The 15,000-nt window shown below is 74.4% G+C and carries 16 protein-coding genes; 11 read left to right on the top strand and 5 right to left on the bottom strand.

Annotated elements, in window-relative coordinates:
* Positions 1–3: 3 nt before the first annotated feature.
* On the bottom strand, positions 4–672 hold the full coding sequence (locus B4U46_RS26840; RefSeq protein ID WP_079430223.1) for a TetR/AcrR family transcriptional regulator: 669 nt from the start codon (positions 670–672) through the stop codon (positions 4–6).
* Positions 673–770: 98 nt separating this feature from the next.
* Here B4U46_RS26840 and B4U46_RS26845 point away from each other — a divergent pair, with 98 nt between their 5' ends.
* The 4 genes from B4U46_RS26845 (at position 771) to B4U46_RS26860 (ending at position 3,546) form a co-directional block, all read left to right on the top strand.
* The gene (locus tag B4U46_RS26845) at positions 771–1,166 is read left to right on the top strand and encodes a cell division protein SepF (RefSeq protein WP_079430224.1); all 396 of its coding nucleotides are present in this window, start codon (positions 771–773) and stop codon (positions 1,164–1,166) included.
* Positions 1,167–1,232: 66 nt separating this feature from the next.
* Positions 1,233–2,543 (top strand): biotin transporter BioY, encoded by a 1,311-nt coding sequence (locus tag B4U46_RS26850; protein ID WP_079430225.1) that lies wholly within the window; start codon positions 1,233–1,235, stop codon positions 2,541–2,543.
* The gene (locus B4U46_RS26855) at positions 2,540–2,935 is read left to right on the top strand and encodes a nucleotide pyrophosphohydrolase (protein WP_237293133.1); all 396 of its coding nucleotides are present in this window, start codon (positions 2,540–2,542) and stop codon (positions 2,933–2,935) included. Before B4U46_RS26850 ends, B4U46_RS26855 begins: the two co-directional genes overlap by 4 nt.
* Before the next feature lie 122 nt (positions 2,936–3,057).
* The gene (locus tag B4U46_RS26860; RefSeq protein WP_079430226.1) at positions 3,058–3,546 is read left to right on the top strand and encodes a DUF6099 family protein; all 489 of its coding nucleotides are present in this window, start codon (positions 3,058–3,060) and stop codon (positions 3,544–3,546) included.
* Positions 3,547–3,685: 139 nt separating this feature from the next.
* On the opposite strand, the gene B4U46_RS26865 is transcribed toward B4U46_RS26860, so the two are convergent.
* The gene (locus tag B4U46_RS26865; RefSeq protein WP_100862675.1) at positions 3,686–3,955 is read right to left on the bottom strand and encodes a hypothetical protein; all 270 of its coding nucleotides are present in this window, start codon (positions 3,953–3,955) and stop codon (positions 3,686–3,688) included.
* Between the two features lie 204 nt (positions 3,956–4,159).
* Between B4U46_RS26865 and B4U46_RS26870 the strand changes: the two genes are divergently transcribed.
* From B4U46_RS26870 to argF, 5 genes are all read left to right on the top strand, one after another.
* Entirely contained in the window at positions 4,160–5,083 is a 924-nt protein-coding gene (locus tag B4U46_RS26870; protein ID WP_079430227.1) for an LLM class F420-dependent oxidoreductase, read from the top strand.
* A gap of 46 nt (positions 5,084–5,129) precedes the next feature.
* The gene (gene mmuM, locus B4U46_RS26875) at positions 5,130–6,047 is read left to right on the top strand and encodes a homocysteine S-methyltransferase (RefSeq protein ID WP_079430228.1); all 918 of its coding nucleotides are present in this window, start codon (positions 5,130–5,132) and stop codon (positions 6,045–6,047) included.
* A 191-nt stretch (positions 6,048–6,238) separates the two neighbouring features.
* A complete protein-coding gene (locus tag B4U46_RS26880) occupies positions 6,239–6,736 on the top strand; it encodes a hypothetical protein (protein WP_237293134.1) in 498 nt (165 codons plus the stop codon).
* A gap of 54 nt (positions 6,737–6,790) precedes the next feature.
* Positions 6,791–8,017 (top strand): arginine deiminase, encoded by a 1,227-nt coding sequence (locus tag B4U46_RS26885; protein ID WP_079430230.1) that lies wholly within the window; start codon positions 6,791–6,793, stop codon positions 8,015–8,017.
* 131 nt (positions 8,018–8,148) lie between these two features.
* The gene (gene argF / locus B4U46_RS26890) at positions 8,149–9,153 is read left to right on the top strand and encodes an ornithine carbamoyltransferase (protein WP_079430231.1); all 1,005 of its coding nucleotides are present in this window, start codon (positions 8,149–8,151) and stop codon (positions 9,151–9,153) included.
* Positions 9,154–9,234: 81 nt separating this feature from the next.
* On the opposite strand, the gene B4U46_RS26895 is transcribed toward argF, so the two are convergent.
* Positions 9,235–9,654, bottom strand: a complete 420-nt coding sequence (locus B4U46_RS26895; RefSeq protein ID WP_079430232.1) for an ATP-binding protein — start codon at positions 9,652–9,654, stop codon at positions 9,235–9,237.
* Positions 9,655–9,879: 225 nt separating this feature from the next.
* Between B4U46_RS26895 and B4U46_RS26900 the strand changes: the two genes are divergently transcribed.
* A complete protein-coding gene (locus tag B4U46_RS26900; RefSeq protein WP_079430233.1) occupies positions 9,880–10,707 on the top strand; it encodes an enoyl-CoA hydratase family protein in 828 nt (275 codons plus the stop codon).
* A 4-nt stretch (positions 10,708–10,711) separates the two neighbouring features.
* Positions 10,712–13,003, top strand: coding sequence for a bifunctional salicylyl-CoA 5-hydroxylase/oxidoreductase (locus tag B4U46_RS26905; protein WP_079430234.1), 2,292 nt, complete (start codon positions 10,712–10,714; stop codon positions 13,001–13,003).
* 27 nt (positions 13,004–13,030) lie between these two features.
* Here B4U46_RS26905 and B4U46_RS26910 read toward each other — a convergent pair whose 3' ends face one another.
* On the bottom strand, positions 13,031–13,870 hold the full coding sequence (locus B4U46_RS26910) for a GNAT family N-acetyltransferase (RefSeq protein WP_079430235.1): 840 nt from the start codon (positions 13,868–13,870) through the stop codon (positions 13,031–13,033).
* 326 nt (positions 13,871–14,196) lie between these two features.
* On the bottom strand, positions 14,197–15,000 hold the full coding sequence (locus tag B4U46_RS26915; RefSeq protein WP_079430236.1) for a PaaX family transcriptional regulator C-terminal domain-containing protein: 804 nt from the start codon (positions 14,998–15,000) through the stop codon (positions 14,197–14,199).

The following is a 15,000-nucleotide window of genomic DNA, read 5'->3' on the forward strand; positions in this document are numbered from 1 at the left end:
AACCTAACCTATTCCTGGTTCGGGGAGTACCCCGCGGGCCAGCCGCCCCAGGGTCTCGGCGATCCGTTCGGGCGGGAACCCGAGGGTGTGGCGCTGGAACTGGTAGACCTCCGGGGCGAGCGGGCTCAGCAGCGCGTCCACGCTGACGTCGGGATCGGGGGCGCCCGCCTCCACCAGCAGGGACCGGACGTGCGCGCGCCAGTGCCGATAGGCGCCCGCGGAGAAGCGGGCCGGGCCCGGCCGGATGCCCAGGGTCAGCGGAAGATGTCGTTCCAGATAGTCCAGGGCGGCGCTGTAGAAGGCCGCCAGCCGCTGCGCCGGGGGCGCGCCCGGGCCCAGCGGTGGCGGGCCGAAGGCGAGGCGGCCCTGCAGGATGCGCTCGTGCTCGTCGAGCAGGGCCGCGGCGACGGCCGCCGGATCGGGGAAGCGGCGGTAGAGGGTCGCCCGTCCCACCCCGGCGGCCTTGGCTATCTGGTCCATCGTCACACTGCGCGGGTCCCGCTCCGTGAACAACTGCTCGGCGGCCGCGAGGATCTGGGCGTGGTTGCGGATCGCGTCCTCGCGCCGCGGCGGCCGCCCGGCGCCCGCGCCGGCCGCCCCCGGCGCGGCATGCCGGAGGGGACGGGCTCCCGCGACGTCGCGTAACGTGCGGACCTCGTCGCCATTGGTCATGGCGGCGACCCTACGTGCTCCGTGTCGGTGTTGGGCCGAACGGGTGAAACGCGAGAGGATGGGGGGATGCACATGAAGCGCACGGCCGAGGCGGCCCGGTGAGCAGGTACGACGTCACCGACGAGCAGTGGGAGGGACTCGCGCAGGTGGTGCCGCTGCGCAGTCGCAACGAATGGCCCTCCCGGGTGGACCACCGCACGATCCCCAAGGGCCCCGGGGCGTCCGAGGCGGAACAGCGGCGCTTCGTGGTGATCCGGGTCCAGATCTTCGCCGACGCGCGGGAGGTGGCGGAGTACCTGATCGCGCAGATCCCGGTCCTGCTGGACCTCACCGGCGCGGACAGCGAAGTGGCCAAGCGGATCCTCGACTTCAGCAGCGGTGTGGTCTTCGGGCTGGGCAGCGGGATGCACCGGGTCGACCGGAACGTCTTCCTGCTGGCGCCCGTCGGGACCGAGGTCGAGGGGATCGCGGCCGCGGCCGTCCCCCGATCGTAGGAAGGTCGCGGCGGTGGAACGGTTCGCCGGACCCGGCCCGGGTCCCGCGGACCGTACCGTCCGGCCATGGACGCCACTTTGCGCGCGGCGGGACCCCGGGTCCCCGGCGCGCCCTCCGCTGCAGTCGACGAACACCCCGCCCCCGGGACCCGGCCGGTGGAGCACCGGCGGCCCGCCGTCACCGAGTTACGGCTGTCCGCCTTCGGGCGGCACCGGGCCGCGGTGTTCCCCCTGGGCCCGCTGACCCTGTTCACCGGGCCCAGCGGCAGCGGCAAGTCCCAGGCGCTGGACGCCTATGCGGCCCTGTCCCGGCTCGCCTCCGGGGCCGCGCTGGAGGAGGCCTTCCCCGACCCGGTGGCCCGGGTGCCGGAGGCGGCCCGTCCCGACGGCGGCGGGCGGCGCGGCTTCCGGATCGGCTGCACCGTCGACGGTCCGGCCGGCCCCGTCCGCCTCGACCTCGCCGTACAAGCGGAGCCCACGCTGAGGATCGCCGGTGAACGGCTCTCCCAGGACGGGGACGTGCTCCTCGCCACCGCCCTGCGCGATCCGCGCCGGCCCTCCGTCCAGGCCGCCTGGCTGACCGGCGGCTCCGCCGGGATGACCCGCGCTCCGCTCCCCGGCGACCGGCTCGGCACCGCCCTGCTGCCGCTGCGCGTCGCCGGGGCCACGGCCGGGCAGCGGCGGGTGCTGGCCGCGGCCGAACAGGTGGTGGTGGCGCTGCGGTCGGTGTTCCCCTGCGACCCCCGGCCCGGCCGGATGCGGGCGGCCGTGCCGCCCGGGGAGGGTCGGCTGCGCGGAGACTGCGGGAACCTTGCCGACGTCCTGCGCCGGACCCGCCAGGAATGCGGCACCCGGTACGCCCTGCTGGCCGGGGCGGCGCGGACGGGGTGCGCGGGTCCGGTGTCCGGGCTGGGGGTACGGGGGGACGGCCCGGGCGGTGCCGGTGCCGGGGCGGGGGCCGGAGTCGGGACCGGAGCCGGCGGCGTCGGGGCTGCCCTCGGCCCGGGCGGTGCCGGGCGGGCCGGCGGGCTGGTGGCGGCCGTGCTGGAACGCGGCGACGGGCGCCCCGCCACGGAGTTCGCCCGGCTCGGCGACGGTGAACTCCGCTTCCTGGCCCTCGCCCTCGTCCTGCTCACCGGCCCCGGGGTGCTGGCCGTGGAGCCGGCGGCCGAGCTCCTGTCGGCCCGGCAGGCGCTGACCGTGCTCTCCGACGGCCTCGACCGGGGCCTGGACCGGCGGCAGACCGCCGAACTGCTGCGCCTGGCCCTGCTCTCCGGGGAGCGCGGCCACATCCGGCTGGTGGCGGCGGTCGGCGAGGACACCGCGGGAACCGCCCGGGAGCTCCCCGGCGTCTCAGTGGTAGACCTGTCCCCATGAGTGCTGCACCCACGGGCGACGGGCCGGAGCCGCCACCGCGAGGCGAACGGCTGTACCGACTCCAGCGACGGCTGGCCGAGTTCGCGGCCGCCCGGGACTGGGCCCCGTACCACACGCCCAAGAACCTGGCCGTCGCGCTGAGCGTGGAGGCCTCCGAACTGGTCGAGATCTTCCAGTGGCTGACACCGGAACAGTCGGCGGCGATCATGGAAAAGCCCGAATCCGCACACCGGGTGACCGACGAGGTGGCCGACGTGCTGGCGTATCTGCTGCAGTTCTGTGAGGTCCTTGGGGTGGATGTGCTGGATGCGCTCGCCGCGAAGATCGAACGGAACGAACGCCGTTTCCCGGTGAGCGGGACATCGACACCAGATTGTCACTCTTCGGAGTGATGGCGTCGTCCACAACCTTGATTGTGTCCACAGATTTCCGAATACCCCTGGCTTTACTGGCTCGTTGCCTTCACTCTGGGTAGTGGAGATTGGCGGGATGTCGTGCGGACGGGGGACGGCATATGGATGCGGTACGGCTCATCGCGGCCGGCCGGCACGCGCTGGCAAGGAGCGCGGCCGCGTGGGACATCGTGGGCGAGGCCTGGCAGGCCCAGGCGCTCGCCCAGGGGGTGGGGAGCTGGCTGGCGGTCGCGGGGCCGCCGGAGCTCAGAGCGGAGGCAAGGGGACTGGGGGAAGCCGGAGGCAGAGGCTGCGGGGCCATAGACCGCTCGGCCCTGGGCGAGGGCGAGGGAGCCGCGCTCGACCAGCCGCCGCGGGCGGCGCAGCTGACGGGGGTGGCCGATGTACGGCAGGCGCTGCTGGGACTCCAGGCGCTGCTCGGCGAGGTCGGGATAGCGCTCGTCGGAGTGGCCTGTGCGACGGACGAGGAGGGCCTGTACTGGCAGTGCATAGAGTCGATCGACGCGGCGGACGAGTCGAGCGACCGGGTGCGGGCCCTGCTGCGCAGGATGACCGTCAGGGAACGGGGGTCGGCCTCGGGCGTGCTGTGAGGGGGGCGTGCGGCGGGGCCCGGAGGTGCGGCCCGGGGTCCGGGGAGCGCCGGGGCGTGCGCGGTGGCGTGGGCGATGGCGTGTGTGGCGGCGTGTGCGGCGGAGGGGTCCCGCCGCGCGCGACGGGACCCCCGGCCGGTCAGAAGGACCGGTCGGAGCGGCCCTCGCTCTCGTGGGCGCGGCTGCCCGGGGTGACCGGCTCGGCGGGCAGAGTGCGGTCCGCGGAGTTCTGGAGGTCGGCGTCGAGCTGGGACAGGTCGGCGTTGAGCGCCGCCATCAGCTCCTCCATCTGCTGCAGCAGGCCCTTCGGCGCGCCGTCCTGGGCGGGCACCGCCGGCTCCTGGTGTGCGTGGTCGTGTGCTGCCTGTCCGGTCTGTCCGGGGTACTCGGGCACGGACTGGTGGGACATGGCGGCCTCCTCGGCCCTGGCCCTTCCGGTGCGGAAGGGGGCGGTGGTCGTACCGGCGGGAGGCCGCCGGCGCGCGGGCCGGGCGGTCCGGCTCCGTCCGAGCCAACGAGCCCCATCAGCGCTGGTCACTGAGGCGGCGGGGCGCGCGCCTCCCGGTTGACGCAGATTCACCCGGCAGGGGAGCGGGAGGGGCAGGATGGAGCCATGGATCTTCGCATTTTCACCGAGCCACAGCAGGGCGCCGACTACGACACCCTCCTGACCGTTGCCAAGGCCACCGAGGAACTCGGGTTCGACGCGTTCTTCCGCTCCGACCACTATCTGCGGATGGGGTCGGTCGACGGGCTGCCCGGGCCCACCGACGCCTGGATCACCCTCGCGGGCCTGGCCCGCGAGACCAAGCGGATCCGGCTGGGCACGCTGATGACGGCCGGCACCTTCCGGCTGCCCGGCGTCCTCGCGATCCAGGTGGCGCAGGTCGACCGGATGTCCGGCGGCCGCGTGGAACTCGGCCTGGGTGCGGGCTGGTTCGAGGAGGAGCACAAGGCGTACGGGATCCCCTTCCCGGCGGAGCGGATGGCCCGGCTGGAGGAGCAGCTGGCCATCGTCACCGGTCTGTGGGCCACCGAGCCCGGCGCGGCCTTCGACTTCCGGGGCACCTACTACCAGGTGGAGAACTCCCCGGCCCTGCCCAAGCCGGCCCAGGCCAAGGTCCCCGTCCTCGTCGGCGGGCACGGGGCACGGCGCACCCCGCGCCTCGCGGCCCGGTACGCGGACGAGTTCAACATGCCGTTCGCCTCGGTCGAGGACAGCCGCCGGCAGTTCGCGCGGGTCCGTGAGGCCGCCGCCGAGGCCGGGCGCAAGGCGGAAGAGATCGTCTACTCGAACGCCCTGGTGGTGTGCGTGGGCAAGGACGACGCCGAGGTCGCCCGGCGGGCCGCCGCCATCGGCCGCGAGGTCGACGAGCTGAAGGCCAACGGCCTGGCCGGCTCCCCGGCCGAGGTCGTCGAGAAGCTCGGCACGTACGCGGCCATCGGCTCCTCCCGCGTCTACCTCCAGGTCCTCGACCTCGACGACCTGGACCACCTGGAGCTGATCTCCGGCCAGGTCATGTCCCAGCTCGGCTGAGCCGCCCGACCCGACCGGACCGCACCACAGGACGGAGGAACGCCCCGTGCCCCGCGCCACCGGCCCGCTGGCCGAAGCCCTGGCCCGCAGGCCCGTACTCCTGGACGGCGGGCTGAGCAACCAGCTCGCCGACCAGGGCTGCGACCTGTCCGGCTCCCTCTGGACCGGCCGGGTGCTGGACGAGCGCCCGGAGCAGGTGGAGGCCGCCCACGCGGCCTACGTCCGGGCCGGCGCCGAGGTGCTGATCACCGCGAGCTACCAGATCGGCCACGACCCCGGCCTGCTGGAGCGCTCCGTCCGGGTGGCCGACGCCGCGGCGCGGGCCGCCGGGCACGAGGTGTGGGTGGCCGCCTCGGTGGGGCCGTACGGGGCGGTCCTGGCGGACGGCTCCGAGTACCGCGGCCGGTACGGGCTGAGCCGGGACGCGCTGGCCGCCTTCCACCGCCCCCGGATCGAAGCGCTGCTCGCGGCCGGGCCGGACGTCCTGGCGCTGGAGACCGTCCCGGACTCCGACGAGGCGCAGGCCCTGCTGCGGGTCCTGGCCGGCACGGGGGCGCGGGCCTGGCTCAGCTACACCGTCGCGGGCGGCCGCACCCGGGCCGGGCAGCCCCTGGCGGAGGCCTTCGCCCTGGCCGCCGGCGCCCCCGAGGTGATCGCGGTCGGCGTCAACTGCTGTGACCCGGCGGACGTGCTGCCCGCGCTGGAGGCGGCCGCGTCCGTCACGGCCAAGCCGCTGCTGGCGTACCCCAACGACGGCTCCGTCTGGGACGCCGGCACCCGCACCTGGCACGCCCCCGCGCACCCCGCCCCCTGGCCCGCCACCGCCTGGCGGGCGGCCGGCGCCCGGCTCCTCGGCGGCTGCTGCCGGGTCGGCCCGCCCTGGATCGCGGGACTCCGCGCCGCCCTCGGGCCCCTGCCGCCGGAGGTCGCTCTGGAGTCGGAGCCGGTCGACCCCCGGCTGTGAGCCCCCGCCCGCCGGCCGGCCCCCGGCCGCGAGGCGAGAGGACCGCGTAAAGCGGCGGCCCCCGTACGGCCTCGAATTAGGTCGTATGGGGGAACTTTCGCCGAGAAGGCCGGGGAAACCGGCGGCGGGATCGTTCACCCAGGGCAGCGGAATGTCCGCGACCCTGGAAGGACGGAACGTCACCTATGAAGATGACCGCGCGCGGAAGCATTGCGGCGCTCATGACCTGTATGGCCGCGGCCGCCGCGGCCTCCCCGGCCGTGGCCGACTCGGTGCCGGTGGGTGTCCCGCTGGACGCCGTGGAGACCACGCTGGGCGTGCCCACGCCACAGGTGGGCGCCGCCGTCCCGATGCCGGTCGTCGGCGCCCCCGAGGCGCCCGTCCTCCACAAGGGCGACCTGCTCCCCAGCCCGCTGCTCCCGGCGGTCCCGGTGGCCACCGACCTCGGGCTGACCAAGGTCGTCTCCCCGGTGCCCAACCTGCTGGGCTCCAAGGAGACGGATGGCGAGGGCTCCCTGGAGTCGCCGGCGACCACCCTGCTCACCCGGACGCCCGGCGCGGTCGTCGGCGCCCCGCTGACCATGCCCGACGCCGGCAACCGGGGGATCCCGAACCTGACCGCCCCCAAACTGGGCCTGGTCGCCCCGGAGCTCATCGGCAACCCCTCGGCGCTCCTCGGCCTGCACTGAGCCGCACACCTGACGCGGGGTCGGAAAGCCGTCCGGTCTGGGTACGTCTACGGCATGGGATTCCATGTCGACTCCGAGACCGGGCGGCTTCGCCGCGTCATCCTCCACCGCCCCGACCTGGAGCTGAAGCGCCTCACACCCAGCAACAAGGACGCCCTGCTCTTCGACGACGTGCTGTGGGTGCGCCGGGCCCGCCAGGAGCACGACGGCTTCGCCGACGTGCTGCGCGACCGGGGCGTCGCCGTCCACCTCTTCGGCGACCTGCTCCGCGAGGCCCTCGACATCACCGAGGCGCGCCACCTCGTCCTGGACCGGGTCTTCGACGAGAAGGAGTACGGGCCCCTCGCCACCGACCACCTGCGCTCGGTCTTCGACGGCATGACCTCGGCCGAGCTCGCCGAGGCGCTGGTCGGCGGCATGACGAAACGGGAGTTCCTGGAGCGGCACAGCGAGCCGGTGTCGGTGCGCTTCCACGCGCTGGAGATGGACGGCTTCCTGCTGGGGCCGCTGCCCAACCACCTCTTCACCCGGGACACCTCCGCCTGGATCTACGACGGGGTGTCCATCAACGCCATGCGCTGGCCGGCCCGGCAGCGCGAGACCGTGCACTTCGAGGCGATCTACCGGTACCACCCGCTCTTCACCGGTTCGGGCCCCTTCCACTACTGGTCGCAGGGCCAGCCGGACTACCCCTCGACCATCGAGGGCGGGGACGTCCTCGTCATCGGCAACGGCGCCGTGCTGATCGGGATGAGCGAGCGGACCACCCCGCAGGCGGTGGAGATGCTCGCCCGCGGCCTGTTCGCGGCGGGGTCGGCCTCGGCCATCGTGGCGCTCGACATGCCCAAGCGGCGGGCGTTCATGCACCTGGACACGGTGATGACGATGGTCGACGAGGAAACGTTCACCCAGTACGCGGGGCTCGGCATGCTGCGCTCCTACACGATCCGGCCGGGGCAGGGGGCGAGCGAGCTCCAGGTGAGCGACCACCCGCCGGAGCACATGCACCGGGCGATCGCGGCCGCGCTGGGCCTGGACAAGGTGCGGGTGCTGACCGCGGGGCAGGACGTGCACTCGGCCGAGCGCGAGCAGTGGGACGACGGGTGCAACGTGCTGGCGGTGGAGCCCGGGGTGGTCGTCGCCTACGAGCGGAACGTCACGACCAACACGCACCTGCGCAAGGAGGGCATCGAGGTGATCGAGATCCCCGGCAGCGAGCTGGGGCGGGGCCGCGGCGGGCCGCGGTGCATGAGCTGCCCGGTGGAACGGGACGCCGGCTGAGCGCAGGCTGAGGGGGACGGACTGGTGATCACAGGTGCGGTTGCCGCACGTGTGATCCACCAGACTGCATATCAATACAAGGGGTCGTATATACTTCCGCAATCCCCTGTCAGCGTCCCCCTGGAGTCCCGATGGCCACCGACCTCTTCGGTCGCAGTTTCCTCAAGGAGCTCGACTTCACCGCCGCCGAGTTCCGCGGCCTGGTCGAACTCGCCGCCGAACTCAAGGCGGCCAAGAAGGCGGGCGTCGAGGAGCGCCGCCTCCAGGGCAGGAACATCGCGCTGATCTTCGAGAAGACCTCCACCCGCACCCGCTGCGCCTTCGAGGTCGCCGCCGCCGACCAGGGCGCCCACACCACCTACCTCGACCCCTCCGGCTCCCAGATCGGCCACAAGGAGACCGTCCGGGACACGGCGCGGGTGCTCGGCCGGATGTTCGACGGCATCGAGTACCGGGGCGACAGCCAGGAGGCGGTCGAGGAGCTCGCCGCCTGCTCCGGCGTGCCCGTCTTCAACGGCCTCACCGACGACTGGCACCCCACCCAGATGCTGGCCGACGTGCTGACCATGACCGAACACTGCGCCAAGCCGCTGGAACGTATCGCCTTCGCCTACCTCGGCGACGCCCGTTTCAACATGGGCAACTCCTACCTGGTGACCGGCGCGCTGCTGGGCATGGACGTGCGGATCGTGGCGCCGAAGGAGTACTGGCCGGCCGAGGCCGTCGTGGCGCGGGCCCGCGAGCTGGCCGTGTCCAGCGGGGCGCGGATCACCCTGACCGAGGAGGTCGCGGAGGGCGTGGCGCAGGCCGACTTCGTGGCCACGGACGTGTGGGTCTCGATGGGCGAGCCGAAGGAGGTCTGGGACGAGCGGATCGCGGCCCTGGCGCCGTACGCCGTCACCATGGACGTGCTGCGCGCGACCGGCAACCAGGACGTGCGGTTCCTGCACTGCCTGCCCGCCTACCACGACCTCGGCACCAAGGTGGCCCGGGAGGTCCACGAGCGGCACGGGCTGGAGTGGCTGGAGGTCTCGGACGAGGTGTTCGAGTCGGCGCACTCCGTCGTCTTCGACGAGGCGGAGAACCGGCTGCACACCATCAAGGCCGTGCTCGTCGCGACGATGGCGAAGCCCTAGCCGCCGCGCGGGCGGCCCGCATCCTCAGCCGCATAGTCGGCCGCATAGTCATACGGGCCCTGCCGGGCGGTCCTGCGGCGCTCAGGCGCTCGTCGCGCGGGCCGGCAGGGTGAACCAGACGGCCTTGCCGTGCTCGGTGGGGCGGTGGCCGCAGGCCGAGCTCAGGGCCCGGAGCAGCAGCAGTCCGCGGCCGTGCTCCTGCCAGGGGTCCGGGTGACCCTCGTGCGGGCGGGTCACCAGGTCGCGCGGCGGCCGGGGATCGCCGTCGTGGACCTCCACCTGGCAGCCGTCCGCCAGCATCTCCACGACCAGCTCGATCGGCGCCCCCGCTGTGGTGTGCTCCACGGCGTTGGCCACCAGCTCGGCGGTCAGCAGCTCGGCGGTGTCGCGGTCGGCGGACGGTTCCGTTTCCGTCAGGGCGGTACGGACCAGGGCGCGGGCCATGGGTACGGCGGCGGCCGTGTGCGGCAGGGCGAGCCGCCAGGCGGAGGCGTCGGGCATGGCCGGTCCGTCCGTTCCGTTCCGTCGGGGTGGGGGCGGGGAGAGAGAAACTCCCGGATTCAACTTCAACGATACGGAGCGCCGTGCGCGCCTCGTAGGGCACCCCGGCGTGAAGGCGGACCCACGCCCGCGGTGCGGCGGGACCTTCGGCTCGGACCGGGCCGCCGTCACCCATCTGTCGCGTTTCCGTGACGGCAGTCACAAGTCGGTGATAGCGTCGTACGCGTGAGCCCCTTCACCGGTTCCACACCAGCGACCGAACGGTGGCGCCACCTGCGGGTGACCCGGCAGGACGGCATCGCCACCGTCACCCTCGACCGCCCCGAGAAGCTGAACGCGCTCACCTTCGGCGCCTACGCCGACCTGCGCGATCTGCTCGCCGAACTCTCCCGCACCCGCTCCGTGCGCGCCCTCGTCCTGGCCGGAGAGGGCCGCGGCTTCTGCTCCGGCGGGGACGTGGACGAGATCATCGGCGCCACCCTCGCCATGGACACCTCCCAACTCCTCGACTTCAACCGGATGACCGGCCAGGTGGTCCGCGCCGTCCGCGAATGCCCCTTCCCGGTGATCGCCGCCGTCCACGGGGTGGCCGCGGGAGCCGGAGCCGTCCTCGCCCTCGCCGCCGACTTCCGCATCGCCGACCCCACCGCCCGCTTCGCCTTCCTCTTCACCCGCGTCGGCCTCTCCGGCGGCGACATGGGCGCCGCCTACCTGCTGCCCAGGGTCGTCGGCCTCGGCCACGCCACCCGGATCCTGATGCTCGGAGAGCCCGTACGGGCCCCCGAGGCCGAACGCATCGGCCTGCTCAGCGAGCTCGTGGACGAGGGCAAGGCCGACGCCCGCGCCGCGGAACTCGCCGCCCGCCTCGCCTGCGGACCCGCCCTCGCCCACGCCCAGACCAAGGCCCTGCTCACCGCCGAACTGGACATGCCGCTGGCCGCCTCCGTGGAGCTGGACGCCAGCACCCAGGCCCTGCTGATGCACGGCCAGGACTACGCCGAGTTCCACGCCGCCTTCACCGGGAAGCGGCCGCCGCAGTGGAAGGGCAGGTAGCGCCGTGTCCCCGTCCGTTCCCGCGCTCGGGTCCGCCCCGCCCGCCAAACGGGTGGCCGTCATCGGCGGGGGGCCGGGCGGGCTCTACGCCGCCGCGCTCCTGGCCCGCCAGGGGCACGCCGTCGACCTGTGGGAGCGCGGCGCCCCCGACGACACCTTCGGCTTCGGCGTCGTCCTCTCCGACGAGACCCTCGGCGGTATCGAACGCGCCGACACGATCGTCCACGCCGCCCTCGCCGCCGAGTTCGTCCGCTGGGACGACGTGGACGTCGTCCACCGCGGCCGGCTGCTGACCTCCGGCGGCCACGGCTTCGCCGCCCTCGGCCGGCGCCGCCTCCTGGAGATCCTGCACGCCCGCTGCGAAGCCCTCGGCGTGCGGCTCCGCTTCCGCGCCGCGGCCCCCGACGCCTGGGCTCTCGCCGGCGCCTACGACCTGGTGGTCGCGGCCGACGGGGTGCACAGTGCCACCCGCGAGAGCGGCGCCGAGCACTTCCGGCCCACCGTCACCCCCGGCCGCTGCCGTTACGTCTGGCTCGCCGCCGACTTCGCCTTCGACGCCTTCCGCTTCGAGATCGCGGAGACCGAGCACGGCATCATGCAGCTGCACGCCTACCCCTACTCCACCGACTCCTCCACCGCCATCGTCGAGATGCGCGAGGAGGTCTGGCGGGCCGCCGGCCTCGACCTGTGCGACGAGGAGGAGTCCGCCGCCCGCTGCGCCAAGATCTTCGCCGAGGCACTGCGGGGCAGGCCGCTGCGCGGGAACCGCTCCGCGTGGACCCGGTTCCACACCGTCGTCAACGAACGCTGGTCGCACGGCAACGTGGTCCTCCTCGGCGACGCCGCCCACACGGCCCACTTCTCCATCGGCTCCGGAACCAAACTCGCCGTCGAGGACGCCCTCGCGCTCGCCGAGGCCGTCGCCGCGCACCCCGAGGTCCCCGATGCCCTGGCCGCCTACGAGGCCGAACGCAGGCCCGCCGTGGCCAGCACCCAGCGGGCCGCCGCCGCCAGCATGCGCTGGTTCGAGGAGATCGGCGGCTACGTCGGCCAGCCCGCCCGGCAGTTCGCCTTCAACCTGCTCACCCGCAGCCGCCGGGTCACGCACGAGAACCTGCGGCTGCGCGACCCCCGCTTCACCCGCGCGGTCGAGGCCGACTTCGGCTGCCCGCAGGAGGGGCCCGACGGGCCGGTGACCCCGCCCATGTTCACCCCGTTCACCCTGCGCGGGCTGACCCTGCGCAACCGGGTCGTCGTCTCGCCGATGGACATGTACTCCGCCGAGGACGGGGTGCCCGGCGACTTCCACCTGGTGCACCTGGGCGGGCGGGCCCTGGGCGGGGCCGGGCTGGTCATGACGGAGATGGTCTGCGTCAGCGCCGAAGGCCGGATCACCCCCGGCTGCGCGGGGCTGTGGACGGCGGAGCAGGCCGCTGCCTGGAAACGGATCGCCGACTTCGTCCACGCCTCGGCGCCCGGCACCGCCCTCGGGGTCCAGCTCGGCCACTCCGGCCGCAAGGGCTCGACCCGGCTCATGTGGGAGGGCATGGACGAACCGCTCCCGGAGGGCAACTGGCCCCTGGTGGCCGCCTCCCCACTGCCCTACAGGCCCGGCGTCTCCGCCGTCCCCCGCGCCCTGGACGCCGCCGGGCTCGCCGCCGTCCGCGCCGAGTTCGCGGCGGCCGCCGCACGGGCCGCCGACTGCGGCTTCGACCTGCTGGAACTGCACTGCGCCCACGGCTACCTGCTGTCCGGCTTCCTCTCCCCCCTCACCAACCAACGCGACGACGCCTACGGGGGTTCCCTGGAGAACCGGCTGCGCTTCCCCCTGGAGGTCTTCGACACCGTCCGCGAGGTCTGGCCCGCGGACCGCCCGATGACCGTCCGGCTGTCGGCGACCGACTGGGCGCCCGGCGGCACCACGCCCGAGGAGGCGGAGCGGATCGCGGCCGCGTTCGCCGCGCACGGCGCCGACGCCGTCGACGTGTCCACCGGACAGGTGGTCGCGGACGAGGCTCCCGAGTACGGTCGCTCCTACCAGACCCCGTACGCCGACCGGATCCGCAACGCGCTGGGGATCCCCGTCATCGCCGTCGGCGCGATCTCCTCCTGGGACGACGTCAACTCCCTGCTGCTGGCCGGCCGCGCCGACCTGTGCGCCCTGGGCCGCCCGCACCTGTACGACCCGCACTGGACCCTGCACGCCGCCGCCGACCAGGAGTACGCCGGCCCGGGCGCGCCCTGGCCCGCCCCGTACCGGGCGGGCAGCCGCAAGCCTCCGACCGGCAAGGGATGAGGTGGCGCGGCGCCGTACGGGGCCGCCTCAGGTGCGGACCCGCTCGACGCGGTCCTCGACGGGGGTGAAGCCGAGGCGCTGGTAGACGCTGTTGCTGGTGGGGTTGGCGAGGTCGGTGAAGAGCAGGACCTCGGTGGCCCCGGCCGCCTGCGCCGCCCGGCTCGCCGCGTGCGTCACCCCGGCGGCGTAGCCGCGGCGCCGCTCGGCGGGCGGCGTGTAGACGGGGCCGATGCGGGAGGCGGAGCCGATCGGGCGGAAGAACGCGGCCAGGGACACCGGCCTGCCTTCGTGCTCCCAGATGAGGAATCCGCCGTACGAGATCCGGTCGCGCAGGGAGGCCTCGGAGGGGGTGACGGGGATGCCGCACTCCTGGCCGAACTCCGCGGTCCACCGTGCCAGCAGCGGCAGGTCGGCCTCGGTGGCGCGGCGGGCCCGGCCCCGGGGGGCCGAGTCGGGGGCCGTCAGGGCGCCCAGCCGGTACAGGCGCAGCTCCTCGGCGACGCGGGTCGGCGTGCCCCATGCCTCCGCCAGGGCCTGCGCGTCGGCGCGGCGGGCGTTGAAGTTCGTGACGCGGGAGAGCAGGGGATCGGCGGAGAGCGCGCCGCCCAGGGCGCGGACCGCCTCCGCGGGCAGGACGCCGAGCAGCAGCGGGAACGGCGGTGTGTGGAGGACGGCTCCTTCGACGGTCCCGTCGGTTCCGGTCCACCAGCCGAAGACGGGTTCGGCGTCGCCGTAGGCCTGCGGGCCGCGCCGCTCCAGGGCGTCGATGGCGCTCAGCATGGTGGTGTTGACGACGGGGTGTGCTGCCACGGCAGGGCGCGCGGCGGCCAGGTAGGCCGCCAGATCGGTGCTGAAGGTCCAGGTCATGCCCCATCGTGGCGGGCCGGGCAGCAGGCCCGCACCGGGTTTTCCCGCGGCCGCTGCGGGGCGGGTTTCCAGGGCGTGCGGAGTGGCGGGTGCGCTCCCCCGGGCGGGGGAGGCGATCCCCCCGTGCGGGGGAGGAACGGGGGGCGGGCCGCTGGGATCTTGGGAGTGCGAGCAGGACACCGGCTCCGCCGCCGTGGCGGGCCGTCGGACGAGGAGGAACCATGAGCGCCCACGCAGTCACCGCACCGGCACCCGTACCCGCATCGCGACCCGCGCCCGCGCCCGCATCCGTACCCGCGCCCGGCCGGGCGGCGGGCGGGGTCCGGCTACGAGGGCTGTACGAAGCGGGCGCCGGTGTCGCGCAGCCGGGCGTGCAGTTCGGTGAAGACCGCCGCGGCCCGGTCGCCCGGCCAGTCGGCCGGAAGCAGCTCCCGCGGCAGCCCCGGGTCCGCGTAGGGCAGCCGCCGCCAGGTGTCCAGGGCGGGCAGGTAGGCCCGGTAGGCGGCCTCGGGGGTGGGCTCGGGGCCCGACTGCAGGGCCCGCAGGACGGGTTCGTGCAGGTCCAGGAACTCCTCGTGCTGCTTGGCCAGGGAGGCCAGGTCCCACCAGCGGGCCACCGCCTCGGCCGTCGGGGCGAAACCGAGGTGGGCGCCGCGGAAGAGCTCCACGTACGCGGTCAGGTGCAGCCGCTCCAGGGTGTGTCCGGTCTCCTCGGCGAGCTGGGCCGGTGCGATCCACACCCCCGGGGCCACCGCCCCGAAGCCCAGCCGGGCCAGGCGCGAGCGCAGCAGGTGCCGCTTGTGCCGCTCCTGCTCCGGGACGGAGAAGACGGCGACCAGCCACTCCGGCGAGACCGGGACGGATCCGTAGATCCGCCGGTCGCCGTCCTCCAGCAGCAGCCGGGCCTCCTCGGAGGGCTCGTAGCCGGCCGAGCCGTCCGCGGCCTTCGCGGGCACCAGGAAGCCCCGCCGCTTGAGCCGGGACACCGAGGAGCGGACGGAGGGCGCGTCCACCCCGGCCGCGCCCAGCAGGCGGACCAGCGCGGACACCGGGACGGCGCCCTCGAAGGACCGCCCGTAGGCGCCGAAGAAGGTGACGATCAGGGATCGCGGAGTGTGCTGCTCGACCAC

Origin of the sequence: Streptomyces katrae, from assembly GCF_002028425.1 — a bacterium.
In the GTDB taxonomy this organism is placed as follows: Bacteria; Actinomycetota; Actinomycetes; order Streptomycetales; family Streptomycetaceae; genus Streptomyces; species Streptomyces katrae_A.